This window comes from Leifsonia sp. ALI-44-B, assembly GCF_001984125.1.
In the GTDB taxonomy this organism is placed as follows: Bacteria; Actinomycetota; Actinomycetes; order Actinomycetales; family Microbacteriaceae; genus Okibacterium.
Window position 1 is genome coordinate 44,225 of sequence record NZ_MTQL01000006.1, and the last position, 14,134, is coordinate 58,358.

General features: G+C 67.0%; 11 protein-coding genes. 6 read left to right on the forward strand and 5 right to left on the reverse strand.

Annotated features, from left to right (window positions below; translation table 11 throughout):
* Positions 1-32 precede the first annotated feature (32 nt).
* The 5 genes from ALI44B_RS15770 to ALI44B_RS01380 all read left to right on the forward strand — a co-directional run bounded on the left by ALI44B_RS15770 (position 33) and on the right by ALI44B_RS01380 (position 4,865).
* Positions 33-230 (forward strand): nucleotidyl transferase AbiEii/AbiGii toxin family protein, encoded by a 198-nt coding sequence (locus tag ALI44B_RS15770; protein WP_077053004.1) that lies wholly within the window; start codon positions 33-35, stop codon positions 228-230.
* A 59-nt stretch (positions 231-289) separates the two neighbouring features.
* Entirely contained in the window at positions 290-637 is a 348-nt protein-coding gene (locus ALI44B_RS01365) for a VOC family protein (protein ID WP_077053005.1), read from the forward strand.
* Positions 638-741: 104 nt separating this feature from the next.
* Positions 742-1,290, forward strand: a complete 549-nt coding sequence (locus tag ALI44B_RS01370) for a PadR family transcriptional regulator (protein ID WP_077053006.1) — start codon at positions 742-744, stop codon at positions 1,288-1,290.
* Between the two features lie 5 nt (positions 1,291-1,295).
* Positions 1,296-3,137: an ABC1 kinase family protein gene (locus ALI44B_RS01375; protein WP_077053007.1), complete on the forward strand. Its 1,842-nt coding sequence runs from the start codon at positions 1,296-1,298 to the stop codon at positions 3,135-3,137.
* A gap of 165 nt (positions 3,138-3,302) precedes the next feature.
* Positions 3,303-4,865 (forward strand): ABC-F family ATP-binding cassette domain-containing protein, encoded by a 1,563-nt coding sequence (locus ALI44B_RS01380; RefSeq protein WP_238591957.1) that lies wholly within the window; start codon positions 3,303-3,305, stop codon positions 4,863-4,865.
* Between the two features lie 95 nt (positions 4,866-4,960).
* On the opposite strand, the gene ALI44B_RS01385 is transcribed toward ALI44B_RS01380, so the two are convergent.
* A complete protein-coding gene (locus ALI44B_RS01385; RefSeq protein ID WP_077053009.1) occupies positions 4,961-5,902 on the reverse strand; it encodes an alpha/beta fold hydrolase in 942 nt (313 codons plus the stop codon).
* A gap of 103 nt (positions 5,903-6,005) precedes the next feature.
* Between ALI44B_RS01385 and ALI44B_RS01390 the strand changes: the two genes are divergently transcribed.
* Entirely contained in the window at positions 6,006-7,298 is a 1,293-nt protein-coding gene (locus ALI44B_RS01390) for a GNAT family N-acetyltransferase (protein ID WP_077053010.1), read from the forward strand.
* Between the two features lie 128 nt (positions 7,299-7,426).
* On the opposite strand, the gene ALI44B_RS01395 is transcribed toward ALI44B_RS01390, so the two are convergent.
* The 4 genes from ALI44B_RS01395 to ALI44B_RS01410 form a co-directional block, all read right to left on the reverse strand.
* Positions 7,427-10,051, reverse strand: coding sequence for a CocE/NonD family hydrolase (locus ALI44B_RS01395; RefSeq protein ID WP_179100190.1), 2,625 nt, complete (start codon positions 10,049-10,051; stop codon positions 7,427-7,429).
* A 331-nt stretch (positions 10,052-10,382) separates the two neighbouring features.
* On the reverse strand, positions 10,383-10,568 hold the full coding sequence (locus tag ALI44B_RS16560; RefSeq protein ID WP_077053012.1) for an antitoxin VbhA family protein: 186 nt from the start codon (positions 10,566-10,568) through the stop codon (positions 10,383-10,385).
* Positions 10,569-10,717: 149 nt separating this feature from the next.
* The gene (locus ALI44B_RS01405) at positions 10,718-12,589 is read right to left on the reverse strand and encodes a DEAD/DEAH box helicase (protein ID WP_077053013.1); all 1,872 of its coding nucleotides are present in this window, start codon (positions 12,587-12,589) and stop codon (positions 10,718-10,720) included.
* A gap of 26 nt (positions 12,590-12,615) precedes the next feature.
* Positions 12,616-14,025, reverse strand: coding sequence for an MFS transporter (locus ALI44B_RS01410; RefSeq protein ID WP_238591960.1), 1,410 nt, complete (start codon positions 14,023-14,025; stop codon positions 12,616-12,618).
* Positions 14,026-14,134: the final 109 nt, after the last annotated feature.

The following is a 14,134-nucleotide window of genomic DNA, read 5'->3' on the forward strand; positions in this document are numbered from 1 at the left end:
AGAATGCCTTCGGAGTTGGCCGGGAGCAACTAATGCGGGATCATCTGATCAGCCGCATTCTCGCATCACTGGCGCAATCCGTCAGCGACGACGTCGTTTTCATCGGAGGCACTGCGCTCGCGCGAACGCATCTGCCCGAGCTCCGCTTGAGCGAGGATGTAGACCTTATTGCAGGCAGTGGACGTTGTCTGAGATGCGTGAATGACGCCTGGAAGGGGCCGTTCAGGTGAGGGATTGCTCCCTGGCCATCCAAGTCTTGATCCCACGTCTGCGCGTCTACCCTGGGCTTATGCCCCTCCGCCTCGAAGAAGTTGTCATCGACTGCAGCGAACCATCCGCTCTCGCCCGTTGGTGGGAGGTGGCGACCGGCTGGCAGGTCATCGACGAAGATGAGGACGGCGCCGAACTCGCGCCAGCGCCCGGGCAGACGCCGACGCTCATGTTCGTGAAGGTTGCCGATCAGAAGCGCATCAAGAACCGACTGCACCTCGACTGGGTGCCCGACGATCAGCAGGCCGAAGTTGACCGCCTGATCGGGCTCGGCGCGACGCGCGTCGACGTGGGGCAGGGGGAGCAGTCGTGGGTGGTGCTGGCCGATCCCAAGGGCAACGAGTTCTGCATTCTCGCCGCGCGCTAGCTGGCCGTGAGTTGGATGTGCGTGACCGACAAACCCTTGTCGCGCGAGCGTGAGCGACATATCGTTGAGTATCGTTCGACATCCAATTATGCGAGGAGAACATCATGGCTAGTTCGTTCCCGACCGGTGGTTTCGGCGGAGTCAACGCCGACAGCATGTGGCAGACGATGGAGCAGTTGCGCGCCAACTTCGAGAAGCGCGTCGGCGGCGGCACTCGCATGGGTCGCGGCGACGTGCGCGCGGCCGTTCTGGCCCTGCTCGCCGAGCGTCCCATGCACGGATACCAGATCATCCGCGAAATCGAAGAGCGCAGCGGCGGCAGCTGGAAGCCGAGCGCCGGCTCCGTCTACCCGACGCTGCAGCTGTTGAGCGACGAAGGACTCATCGGCGCCGAAGAATCGAACGGGCGGAAGACGTATGCGTTGACCGAGGCCGGGCGTGAGGTTGCCGCATCCCACACCGAATCTGCACCGTGGGAGAGCGCCGCCAGCGAAGAGAAGACCGGGTTCACCGCGCTGCCCAAGGCCGGCGTCGAGCTCGCACAGGCCGCCGCTCAGGTGGGCCGCACCGGTTCGCCCGAGCAGGTGAAGCAGGCCGTGGACGTGCTCGATGAGGCACGCCGCCGGCTCTACTCGATCCTCGCTCAGGACTGACCGGGGTGACATCGGCTCGGCCGGGTCGACAACACGCCGAAGCTGACGCCGAGGCGGCGGCGAGAGCGGGCGCCGGAAACACCAAAGCCCGCTATCGCCGCATCCTGCGGTTCGCCAGCTACCACCTCGCGGTGACCTGGTTCTACGAGCTGTTCCTGCCGCGCATCGGCCTGCACAAGATCGCCGAACGCACCCGCACGCGGCGCATGAAGAAGTTTGCTCGCAAATTCCATGTGCTGGCGGTCGACCTCGGCGGGCTCATGATCAAGGTGGGGCAGTTCATGTCGTCGCGCCTCGACGTGCTGCCACCCGAGATCACCGCCGAACTCGAAGGGCTGCAAGACGAGGTGCCGCCCGTGCCGTTCCCCGCCATCCGCGCCCTCGCCGAACGTGAACTGGGTGTGCGACTCGGGCAGGCGTTCACGTGGGTCGACGAAGTTCCCGTGGCTGCCGCATCCCTCGGGCAGGCGCACCGCGCGCAGCTGACACCCATCGCCGCCGCCGACTCGGGGCTCACCCACGTCATGCTCAAAGTGCAGCGACCCGGCATCGACACCATCGTCGACGTCGACCTGAAGGCGCTGCGCAAAGTCGGCGGATGGCTGAGCCACGTGCGCCTCGTCTACGACCGCGTCGACATGCCGGCCCTCGTCGAAGAGTTTGCCGCCACCAGCCTCGAAGAGATCGACTACCTGCACGAGGCCGCCAACTCGGAGCGGTTTGCCGCGGACTTCGTGGGTGACGACCGCGTGGATGTCCCCGCCATTGTGTGGGAGCGGACGACGCGACGCGTCCTCACGTTGCAGGACGTGACCGCGATCAAGATCAATGACCGCGAGGCGTTGCGGGCTGCCGGGATCGACCCGGCTGAGGTTGCGCCCGTGTTTGCGGCTGTGATGTTTGATCAGCTGTTTACCAACGGGTTCTTCCATGCCGACCCGCATCCCGGCAACATCTTTGTCACGCCTGTTGCGCGGTCTGATTCGAGCGCTGGCGCGGGGTCGGATGCTTCCCCTGCGGCGGGCACGGCTGGAGGGCTTGGCGCCGCAGGGCTTGCCGATGCGGCAGAGGGCGTGGACGCCGCGGGTGCACGCGGCTGGAAGCTCACCTTCATCGACTTCGGCATGATGGGCGAGGTCCCTAGTAACACCCGGAGTGGCCTGCGCAAACTGCTTATCGCTGCCGCCTCCCGCGACGGCAAGGGCTTGGTCGACGCCATCCGCGATGTGGGTGTGCTGTTGCCAACCGCCGATACCAACGAGCTCGAGCGTGCGATGACGCAGCTCTTCGCCCGCTTCGGCGGCATGGGGTTCGCCGAGCTGCGTGAGGTCGATCCTCGAGAGTTCCGCGACTTTGCCGAACAGTTCGGCGACGTGGTGCGGTCGCTGCCGTTCCAGCTGCCCGAAAACTTCCTGCTCATCATCCGCGCCATGTCGCTCGTTTCCGGTGTGTGCAGTTCGCTCGACCCCGCCTTCAACTTGTGGGACTCGGTCGAGCCCTACGCCCAACGCCTCATCCGCGACGAACGCGGCAACGTGGTGCAAGACCTTGGCCGCAAAGCCCTGGATGCCGCCACCCTCGCCGTGCGCCTGCCCGGCCGTCTCGACGGCCTCGTCACCCGCTTCGAGCAAGGCACGCTCTCGGTCGAGAGCCCGCGCCTTGAGCGTCGTGTCGCCCGCATCGAACGCACGGCCCGCCGCATCGTCTCAGCCGTGCTCTTCGGGGGACTGCTCGTCGCGGGCGCCATCGTGCGCGCCGACGACGCTGTTTTCGGCACCGTGCTCATGTGCGTTTCGGTGCTGCCGTTGCTGCACGCCCTGTTCGGCGGCCGCTCTAACCGCCCATAGCTCGGCTCCATGTCCAGGCTTAGGCCGATAACCTTGGATATGGAGCGGGCCGATGACGCTGTTCGGCGATCGTGCCCAGACGTCATGTCGCGCATCCGCCCCACAATTTCTGCAATAAGTGAGAGGGCGTCCGGCGTGAGCTTGGTTCGTTTGAATGATGTCGAGGTGCGGTACGAGAACACGCAGATCCTGCGGGAGGCGTCTTTTCGGTTGGAGAACAAAGACCGCGTCGGCGTCATCGGGCGGAACGGGTCGGGCAAGACCACGCTGCTGAAGCTCGTGCTCGATCAGGTGCAACCCGACTCGGGAACCGTGAGCGTCGAGGCCGGCATCCGGATCGGCTATTTCTCTCAGTTCTCGGAGTTGGATGGCAGCGCCACGATCACCGAGGTGCTCGACGCGTTGTTCGCCGACGTGCACGCCGTTGAAGATGAGCTGGCCTCCATCGACCTGGCGATCGGCGAAGGCGCCGACGGGGGAGCGCTCGACACGCTGATCGAACGGCAGGCCGAACTGTTCGGCGAGATGGAACGCCTCGACGGCTGGGACTACACGCGCAAGATCGACCAGGCGCTCACCACGCTGGGCTTCACCGAGGCTCACCGCACATGCGCGATCGACGAGCTGTCCGGCGGATGGCGCAACCGAGCCGCCCTCGCGAAGATCGTGCTCGAGGAGCCCGACATCCTGCTGCTCGACGAGCCCACCAACTTCCTCGACGTGGCCGGCGTGGAATGGCTCGAGAACTGGTTCCGCGATTTCAAGGGTGCCGCCATCATCGTGTCGCACGACCGCAAGTTCCTCGACGCCGTCGTGACGCGCATCGTGGAGGTCGAGAACTTCCACTTGCACGAATACCCGGGCAACTTCGCCGAATACATCGTGCAGAAGCAGTTCCGGTTGAAGACGCTCGAGGCGCAGTTCAAGCATGAGAACGAGTTGCTGGCGTTCGAGGCCGAGGGCATTGCCGACCGTCGCGAGGCCGCCAAGGCGTCGAGCAAGGGGCTGGGCAAACAGCTCGCCAACGTGAAGAAGTCTCGTGCGCCGCGGCCCGTTGACGACATCATCACCGAGATTTACTCGGGTCTACACGTCAAGGATGTCCTGTGCCGCATCGTCGGGCTCACGAAGTCTTACGGCGCCCGCACGCTCTTCGAGGGGCTGGATCTCGAGATCCGTCGCGGCAACCGCATCGTCGTGCTTGGCGCCAACGGTAGCGGCAAGAGCACCCTGCTCCGCGTCCTCACGGGCGAGGAGAAGCAGGATGCCGGCAGCGCGGCGTGGGCCGGCGGCGTGAAGGTCGTCTCCTACAACCGTGTGCTCGACGAGCTGGATGACGACGACACCGTCACCCACGCCGTGAACGCCTACCCCGACAGCCTCGCCCTGACGGCGACCCGCAAGTCGGTCGGGCGCTTCCTCGATATGTTCCAGTTCTCGGAGGCCGACAAGAAGAAGCGCATCCGCGAGCTGTCAGGCGGTCAGCGGGCTCGCGTGGCCATGGCGCAATGCTTGCTTTCGGGCGCATCCGTTCTGCTGCTCGACGAGCCCACCAACCACCTCGACTTGGCGAGCACCCAGGTGATGGAGCGCGCGCTCGTGCATTTCCCGGGCGCCGTCGTCGTCGTGAGTCACGACCGGTTCTTCACCGACAAGGTTGCCAACCACGTGCTCGAGTTTGGCGCTGCCGGAGCCGAACCGGGGGAGATTGCAGTGCGCGCAGCCTAGGCAGCCGCAGCCGCAGCCGCGGTGCTAGTTACGCGACTACGGCACGAACGGGCAAAGCCGCCGCGAATTCGAGCGGCGGCTCAGCCCGGCAACCGTTAGGCCGAAGCCCCACTCAAGAACCGCTTCATCGCCTCCGCGATTTCGGGCGACTTCGTGTGATGGAGGTAGTGGCCCGCATCCAGCAGGATGAGCTCGCCGCGCTCCGCGTTGGCGGCCTGCTTTTCGTGCAGCTCGGCCCAGCCCTCGACGCCCGTGTTGTTCTGCTGCGCGAAGAGGAGGACCGGCAGGTCGGCGGGGAAGGTGCGGCTCTCGGCCTCGGCGAAGTTGGGGGCGATGTGTTCCATCTCGTTGAGCATGGTGGGGCTCATCGAGTTCTTGTTCGCGAAGAGGGCCAGCTGCTCCTTCTGAGCGGCCGTGTAGGGCGTGCCCGCGTAGGGGTCGTCGCTGAGACCAGCGATGAGGCGCACGAGCCCCAGATTCTTGAGCGTGCCGAAGAGGCCGAGCGGAAGCTCAGCATCCATGCCGGGTTGGCCGGGGACGCTGGTGTCGATGCCGACGAAAGCGGTCACCTCGTCGCGGAAACGTTCCACGTATTCGAGCGCGTAGATGCCGGCGATCGAGTGGCCCGCGAGCACGTACTCGTCCACGCCCAGAGCTGAGACGGCCTCGTGCACCTCGGAGGCGATGTTGGCGGTGGTGCGCGGGGAGTCGGTGTCGTCGCTGCGGCCGTAGCCGAAGGGCTCGACCGTGATGACGCGGTAGGTGTCGTCGAGCTGGTCGATGAGGGGCACGAAGTCGATGGCGGGGGAGGCGGTGCCCTGGCCCGGCAGGAGCACGATGGTCTGGTCGCCCGAGCCCTGGTCGACGACGTTCATCTTCTTGCCGCCGACATCCACGAGCTCGCCGTAGACCTGGCGATCGGCGGCTTCGACGTTGGTGGCGACGGCGTTGACGGTGGCGGTCGTGCCGACGAAGACGACGGGGATCGCGATGAGGACGCCGACAACGATGAGGGTGATTTTGAGAGGTTTCTTCATTGCTCGTTCCGGGTTCGGGTCTGGAAACAGAGCGCACGTATGCGCATACATCCTCACGTTATGGGCCGAGCGCGGGTGGCAGCATCCGCCCTACGATGGATATATGGGTTTTCTCGACGAGTACGACGTCCGTTCCTTCCCCGCCGCGGTTACGCCGGAAGGGGGAGCGGAGCCCGCCACGGCCGCCTGGCTCAACGCCGAGGCGCGTGGATTCCACGACTCGCGGCTCACCGGTAAGAGGCTCGACGACGCCGCGCAGGACCTCGTTGCCGACGGTCGCGAACTGGTGGGCGTGTATGCCCGCAACGTTCCGACGCACGCGCTCGGCACCGACATCCCGGTCGCCACGTTCTCGTCGTTCACGAGCACGCTCAACGTGGGCGCCCCGGAACTCTTGCCCGTGCACCTCGTGTCGAACGTGACGGTGCGCCCCACCCACCGGCGCAAGGGCATGCTGCGCCACATGATGACCGACAACCTGCGCGCCGCGGCCGACGCCGGGTTCGCCGTCGCCGCCTTGACCGCGTCGGAGGCCACCATCTACCGCCGCTTCGGGTTCGGCGCGGCCACCTGGCTGCACCACGTGAGCGTCATCACCGACTCGCGCTTCAAGCTTCTCGTCACCCCCAAGGGCCGGTCCGAGTTCGTCGAGGCCGCCCAGCTGACCGAGATCGCGCCGGCCGTGTTCGCCGAGTTCCACGCCACGCACCCCGGCTCGGTCGAGCAGCACAACCGGCACTGGGACCACATCAGCGGCGTGCGCTACGACAAGGGCGACGAAGATCTCACGGTCAACGCGGCGGTTCACTACGACCCGTCGGGCGCCATCGACGGCTACGTGTCCTACAAGATCCGCGACGTCTACAAAGACACTCAGACGCTCGAGGTGATCGAACTGGTCGCCACCAACGACGACGCCTACCTGGGCCTCTGGGACCTGCTCGCCTCGATCGACCTGAACGACCGGGTCGAATGGAACGGCGCCCCGGCCGAGGGACCCCTGCGCTGGGCGCTCACCGACGCGCGCCTCGTGAAGCCGACCGAGATCGAGGACCTGCTGTGGCTGCGCATCCTCGACGTCGTTCGTGCCTTCGAGGCGCGCAGCTATGTGGGCGAGGGCGAGATCGTGCTGGCCGTGACCGACGCGCTCGGTTATGCCGAGGGCACCTATCGGTTGCGCATCTCCGGCGGCACGGCGCGGGTCGAGCGCGACGACAACGCGAATCCGGATGTCTCACTCGAGGCCCCCGCCCTGGCGTCACTGTATTTGGGCGGCGTCGACCCTCTGACCTTGCGCGCGGCCGGCCTGCTCGACGAGCGCACGCCCGGCGCGGTCCTGCGCCTGCGCGGACTGCTCGCGCCCACCGCCCCCGTCTACGGCATCTCCCACTTCTAGCCCGCGGTTTGCGGCTGCAACCGCCGCCCGAACGAACGGATGCCCCGACCAGCAACGCGCTGGTCGGGGCATCCGTGTTTCACCCTGGGGTGTCGGGCATCGTGCTCAGCCCGAGGCCGTAGCCGCGGCTACACCTCCTCGGACGACGACGACGGCGAACCGTCCGCCGTGGTCGACGCTGCGGCCAGTCGCTGGCGTCGACGCAGCATCATGAACGCGGCACCCGCGAGCAGCAGCACGGCGGCCGCCGTGCCGAGCGGGATCATGCCGGCCGCACCCGTCACGGGCAGGCCCGACCCGCCGATGAGCACGGGCGGCTGCGCGGCCGGGTCACCGCTCACAGGGGGAGCGGGTGTCGCGCCGCCATCGACCGGGGGAGCGGTCGGGTCGGGCGTCGGCACGGCCGCGGGGGTGACCTCGATGAGCACGCTTCCCGTCGCGGTACCCACCGTCGCCGTGAGGGTGTGCGGGCTGGCCGTCGGGAACGTGACGGTGTTGCCCGCGATCACGTCGGTGGCGACCGAGCTCGTGAAGGTCGCGAGGTCGGTGACGTCGCCGAGCGAGGTGCCGTCGGCGTCGAAACCTTCAGCCGTGAGCGTCACGGTGTCGCCCTGGTCGACCGTCGTGTCGCTCGCCGTGACCTCGACCGTCGTGGTCGCTTGGGCGACCGTGAACCAGCGGGCGTAGGCCGTGGCATCCGCGGCGAGGGGCGCCGCGAAGTCGAATGGAACCGTGAAGCCGGCGTCGGCGAACCAACCCGCGAAGATGCGGTCGTCGTCGGTCGGTTCGGCGGGTTCGACGGGGGCCGAACCGTAAGCCACGGTCTGCGGCTCGATCGCCGTGCCCTGGCCGCCCAGGTCGAAGCTCAGGGTGCTGGGGGCCGGAGCGCCCAGACCCTCGGCGGCAGCGGCGGCCGCGAGACCGCCGACGACGGGCAGCGTGATGCTCGACTGCTGTGCGTCCACCGTGACGGTCGCGCTCGGCGTGCCGGCGACGAAGCCGGACAGGTTCGTCGTCACGACGACACCGATGCGGTGACCGGCGGGGAACACCTGGTCGTAGGGCTCGAGCGGCCACTCGAAATCGTACTTCTGGCCGGGCGTCACGGGTGTGGCCTGGCCGTCGACGAGCGTGTCGCGGTTGGAGGAGTCGAGCACGCCTCGGCTGGCGCGCCAGAAGTCGGCCGTCGCGGTGCGGCGTTCGACCTCGAGGTAGCAGGCGTTGTCGTACTGCGACTGCGCGCCCCAGCAGGAGCGGTTGGCGGTGTTTTGCACGCCGTCGCCCGTGCCACGCGGGGTGCGCGCGGCCGTGCCGTAGTCGACGAGCATGGCGGCCAGGTTGGACTGCCCCTGGCTGAGCGATGCCGACAGGTTCACGATGGGCGTGCCCGAGATGCGCAGGTCTTTCGTGAGCGGTTCGGACAGGAAGGTGAGGCGCGTTCCCTGCTGGCCCTCGGGGGCCGTGATGAGGGATGTCTCGTTGGGCGCGTTCGCAGGACCGGTGAAGGTCAGCGTCTCGGCGCCCGTGCCCGGTGCGAGCAGCAGATCGCCGGCGGTCCCGGCTTCGGTTCCGGCGAGGTTGACCGAGACGTTCTCGGTTCCCGGGGCGGGCCAGCTCGCGGCATCCTGCCAGACGTTCGGCTGCATCTCGACCGTGGCCTGGGGCTCGGACATGATGCCGTTCTGCACGTCCATCAACCAGAAGTCGAACCACTTGTGCAGCGTGTCGACCCACTCGGCACGGCGGGCGTCGAACGGGTCGACGTGGCCGAGGCGGGGCAGCCACACCTTGCGCGGAACGTTGTTCTCGGCCAGGGCCGACCACCATTCACCGAACTGGCTCATGCGCACGTTGTCGTCGTTGAGTCCGTGCACGGCGAAGACGGATGCCTTCACGTTGTCCACGTCGTTTTGATAGTTGCGTTCGTCCCAGAAGGCGTTCACGTCGCCGGTCTCGTCGCCGTCGACCAGGTTCATCTCGTCGCGCGTCGGTGCGCACAGGTCTTTGCGGTCGGGGTTGGTGACGTTGTTCGAGAGGCCCGCGGGGTAGTTGGTGTTGTGGCGGATGCCGTTGGTGCGCGAGTAGCGGTACCAATCGCTGATGGCCGCGATGGGAACGATGGTCGTGAGCCCGGGGACGCCCGTGGCCGCGACGCCGTTCGACAGCGTGCCGTCGTAGGACTTGCCGATCATGGCGGCCTTGCCCGAGTGCCAGGTGGCCGTTTGGGCGGCACCCTCGGAGTCGTAGCCGGGGACGCGTCCCTGCAGCCAGTCGATGACGACCTTCATGCTCTTGATGTCGCCCTCGCCGCCATGCATGGGGCAGCCCGTCGAGTTGCCGGTGCCGTCCATCTGGGCGTGGATCACGGCGTAGCCGCGGGGCACGAAGTAGTTGTCGTAGAAGAGCGGGAAGAGGTCGGCGGCGCCGTCGCCGTCGTTATCGGTGAGCAGCTGCGACTCGTTGCCGCGCCCGACGGTCGTGTAATAGGGGCTGGGGTCGATGATCGCGGGAACCTTCAGAGCGCCGTCGCTCTCCTTGGGCCGGATGATGTCGATCGCGGTGACGTCGGTGACGCCATCCCGGTCTTGGTCGACGCCCTCGACGGGGATGAAGACGCGCTCACGCACCGCGGTTTCGTAGTCGAAGATTGCCTCGGTCTTGCCGCCGACAACCGAGATGCCCTCGGGGGTCGCGGCCTGGGCGGTGATCGGGGCGAGCGTGCTGCCGATGACGGCCACGGCGAGTGCACCCACAATGGTGACGCGCCGCGCGCGGGTTTGCGGCTGTTGTTGCACCGGCCTGTGTCGAGTTCTCAATCGAGTCTGTGAAGTTCTTAAGAAAGTCATGGCTCTTGAATACCCTCAATCGGGGGTATTCCTGAGAACGTTTACCAATACGTAACACTTCGGCTCGAATGGAAACCTGGCTGGAACTTAACGGCTTGAGAATCGAGCGAAACGCGGAAGATCGGTCTACGGGACGAATCTGCGCTGCATGGGCTCGGGGCTATTCGGGAACGAGGATGTCGCGGAAGAGTCCGGCGAGGGCGGCGCCGTCGTCATCGTCGCCAGGGCGCCGCTTCGCTCAAGCGAGGCCGTAACGCGAGCGCACCCGCGCGCCGAGCTGAGACACATCGATTTCGCCTCGCACGTATGCGTCTTGGTCGAGTCTCGAGGCCTCTGTGCTTCGTGCGCCCTCGAGCTCGGAGGAGCGCCGCGCTTCGGCGACGACGCGCGCGCGGTCGTGAGAGTCGAACGTATGTGAAGTCATTGGGTGCCCCTCTATCAAGATCCCATCCTAATCCGGCGGCGGGATGCGGGCGGGAAGCGGGCGCGCGCCTCGCCCGCCAATACGCGCCGATGCGAAAAGCCCCGCCTCGGCGAACCGGGGCGGGGCTACTCGTGCGGATGACGCGACGGCTACTTGTGGCGCGGCTTGCGGGCCGGGCGTTCGCCGTCGAAGTCGCGGGCCCGGGCGGGCGAACCGCGGTCGGGACGGATCTCGATGAGCTGGCCGCTGATGCGCGTGTCCTTCAGACGGTCGAGCGTGTCGGACGACATGTTGGCCGGCAGCTCGACGAGCGAGAAGTCGGGGCGGATGTCGATGTGACCGAAGTCTTCGCGGCTGAGGCCACCCTCGTTGGCGAGGGCGCCCACGATCTGGCGGGGCTCGACACGCTGACGGCGGCCGACTGCGATGCGGTAGGTGGACATGGGGCCCGACGAACCACGCTCGCGGCGCTCGGGGCGTTCGCGACGCTCGCCGCGGTCACCGCCGCGGTCGCCATCGCGGTCGAAGCGGTTGCCACCGCGCGAGTCACGGTCGCCGCCGCGGGAATCGCGGTCGTAGCGGTTTCCGCCACGGGAGTCACGGTCGCCTCCGCGCGAGTCGCGGTTGTCGAAGGTGGCGGCGCGCTGGGCGCGCTCATCCTCGGCCGACAGCAGCAGGGGGGTGTCGCCCTGGGCGACGACGGCGAGGGCCGCCGCGACATCCGCCTCGGGGGCATCGTGGTGCTGCACGTAGTGGGCGACGATGTCGCGGAAACGCTCGATGCGCTCGGGGTCGGCGAGGGCCTCGGTGATGGCGTCGTCGAAACGCGACAGGCGCGTGGCGTTGACGTCGTCGACCGACGGCAGCTGCATCTGGGTGAGCGGCTGACGGGTGGCCTTCTCGATGGCGGTCAGCAGGCGACGCTCACGCGGGGTGACGAAGCTGATGGCGTCGCCCGAGCGGCCGGCGCGGCCCGTGCGACCGATGCGGTGCACGTAGGACTCGGTGTCGATGGGGATGTCGAAGTTGACGACGTGGCTGATGCGTTCGACGTCGAGGCCTCGGGCTGCGACATCCGTGGCTACCAGGATGTCGAGCTTGCCCGACTTGAGCTGGTTGACCGTGCGCTCGCGCTGCACCTGGGCGACGTCACCGTTGATGGCGGCCGCCGAGTAGCCGCGGGCGCGCAGTTTCTCGGCCAGCGTCTCGGTCTCGTTCTTGGTGCGCACGAAGATGATCATGCCCTCGAAGTTCTCGACCTCGAGGATGCGCGTCAGGGCGTCGACCTTCTGCGGGTAGGACACGATGAGGTAGCGCTGGGTGGTGTTGACCGACGTGGTGGTCTTGGCCTTGACCGTGATCTCTTCGGGGTCGTTCAGGTACTGCTTCGAGATTCGGCGGATGGCCGAGGGCATGGTCGCCGAGAACAGCGCGACCTGCTTCTCTTTGGGGGTGTCGGCGAGGATCGTCTCGACGTCTTCGGCGAAGCCCATCTTGAGCATCTCGTCGGCCTCGTCGAGGACGAGGTACTTGAGCTGTGACAGGTCGAGGGTGCCCTTGGCGAGGTGGTCCATGATGCGGCCGGGCGTGCCGACGACGACGTGGACGCCGCGGCGCAGCGCGCTGAGCTGCACGCCATAGCCCTGGCCGCCGTAGACGGGGAGCACGTGCACGCCGCGCAGGTTCGCGGCGTACTTCTCGAAGGCCTCGCACACCTGCAGGGCCAGCTCGCGGGTCGGCGCGAGCACGAGCGCCTGCGGGGCTTTCTGCGACAGGTCGAGGCGGCTGAGGATGGGCAGCGCGAACGCGGCCGTCTTTCCCGTGCCCGTCTGGGCGAGGCCGACCACGTCGCGGCCCGCGAGGAGCGGCGGAATGGTGGCTGCCTGGATGGCGGAGGGGTTCTCGTAGCCCACCGTCTTGAGGGCTTTCAGTACTGCGTCATCGAGGCCGAGATCGGAGAAGGTGAGGGCGTCGGTAGGTGATGTTGCTTCGCTTGTGGCGTCGGCGTCGGTTGTGCTCATAAGTCAACGGTAGTGTGTCGCGCGCCTTATCGTCTTTTCGGCCGCACCGAAAGGGCCTGATCTCTCATGATTCTTTGTGCCCGAGTGCGCGAACGAGCGCCGGAACGCGGCACGATGTGCACGTGGGGGAGCGCGCGGTGCACCTCGACTTCAAGCGTGAGCTGGCCGCGGCGGGCGAGCACGATGCCGACGATGGCGGCCGCGAGGGCCGGAACGCCGCCTGAGACGATCATGCCGATGTGGGCGCCGAAGGTTTCGACGATCCAGCCCATGAGCGGTCCGCCGATGGCCTGACCGCCGAGGAGCACGAGCACGTAGAGCGACATGACCCGACCGCGGATGCCCACGTTGGACGAGAGCTGCACGAGCGAGTTGCTGGCGGTCTGGAACAGGAGCGCAGACATCCCGACCGTGACGAGGATGGCGGCGAAGAAACCGACAGAGGGCATGAGACCCGCGGCAGCCTGCAGCACGCCCGTGATGAACACGCCGAAGACGATGGTGCGCAGGCGGATGGACGCGCGGCGGGTCGAGAGGAGCGCTCCCGTGAGCGCGCCGACCGCGACCATCGAGTTGAAGAGGCCGTAGCCGCCGGCGCCCACGTTGAACACGTCGTCGGCGTAGGAGGCGAGCAACACGGGCATGGTCAGCCCGAAGACGGCGAAGACAGCGACCAGGATGACGGGGTAGACGATCGTGGGCTTCGAGACCGCATAGCTGAGCCCCTGTCGCAATTGCCCTTTGGTGCGGGGAGCGGGTGCGATGCGGGACATCTGCGAGGTGCGCAAGAGCGTCAACATGCCCACGACGAGGATGCACGCGACGCCGTTGATGGCGAAGGCCCATCCCGCGCCGACCGCGAGCAGCAGCACACCGGCGATGGCGGGCCCGATCATGCCGCCGAGCTGGAACACCGACGAGTTGACGCTGATGGCGTTGCGCAGGTGTCGCTGCCCGACGAGTTCGGACACGATCACCTGGCGCGCGGGGTTGTCGATCACCGTGACCATTCCGGTGGCGAAGGCGATGGCGAACACATGCCACGCCTCGACGGCGCCCGAGAGCGTGAGGGCCGCGAGCCCCAGGCTCAGCACGGCGAAGATCGACTGCGTGATCATCATGAGCATGCGCTTCGAGTAGCGGTCGACGAAGACGCCGCCCAGCAGGCCGAAGAAGAGCATGGGCGCGAACTGCATGGCCACCGTGATGCCCACGGCCGTGGCGCTGCCCGTGAGTTGCAGCACGAGCCAGTCCTGCGCGATGCGTTGCATCCATCCCGCGGTCATGGCGACGAAGTTGCCGGCCGTCCAGATGCGGAAGTTGGGGATGGAGAGGGCGATGAAGGTGTGCTTCCACGGCGGCCGCACGGTGGTGACGGACAGCGGCTCGGTGGGAGGGAAGGCGGCGGCGGTTGCAGAAGCAGAAGAAGAAGTCACGGATGTCTCTGGTCAGGAAGGAGAGGGCTGGTTACGTATGGGTCGGGATACTGACTTAACGCTAAGCGCATCCTGTTTATTCGGACCCTCAATGGCTACTATTACTGCC

Bases quoted from the DNA above. Each gene is read 5' to 3' on its own strand.
- ALI44B_RS16560 (WP_077053012.1), bottom strand. From the start codon at position 10,568: ATGACTTCACATACGTTCGACTCTCACGACCGCGCGCGCGTCGTCGCC.
- ALI44B_RS01405 (WP_077053013.1), bottom strand. From the start codon at position 12,589: ATGAGCACAACCGACGCCGACGCCACAAGCGAAGCAACATCACCTACC.
- ALI44B_RS01365 (WP_077053005.1), top strand. From the start codon at position 290: ATGCCCCTCCGCCTCGAAGAAGTTGTCATCGACTGCAGCGAACCATCC.
- ALI44B_RS01385 (WP_077053009.1), bottom strand. From the start codon at position 5,902: ATGAAGAAACCTCTCAAAATCACCCTCATCGTTGTCGGCGTCCTCATC.
- ALI44B_RS15770 (WP_077053004.1), top strand. From the start codon at position 33: ATGCGGGATCATCTGATCAGCCGCATTCTCGCATCACTGGCGCAATCC.
- ALI44B_RS01370 (WP_077053006.1), top strand. From the start codon at position 742: ATGGCTAGTTCGTTCCCGACCGGTGGTTTCGGCGGAGTCAACGCCGAC.
- ALI44B_RS01390 (WP_077053010.1), top strand. From the start codon at position 6,006: ATGGGTTTTCTCGACGAGTACGACGTCCGTTCCTTCCCCGCCGCGGTT.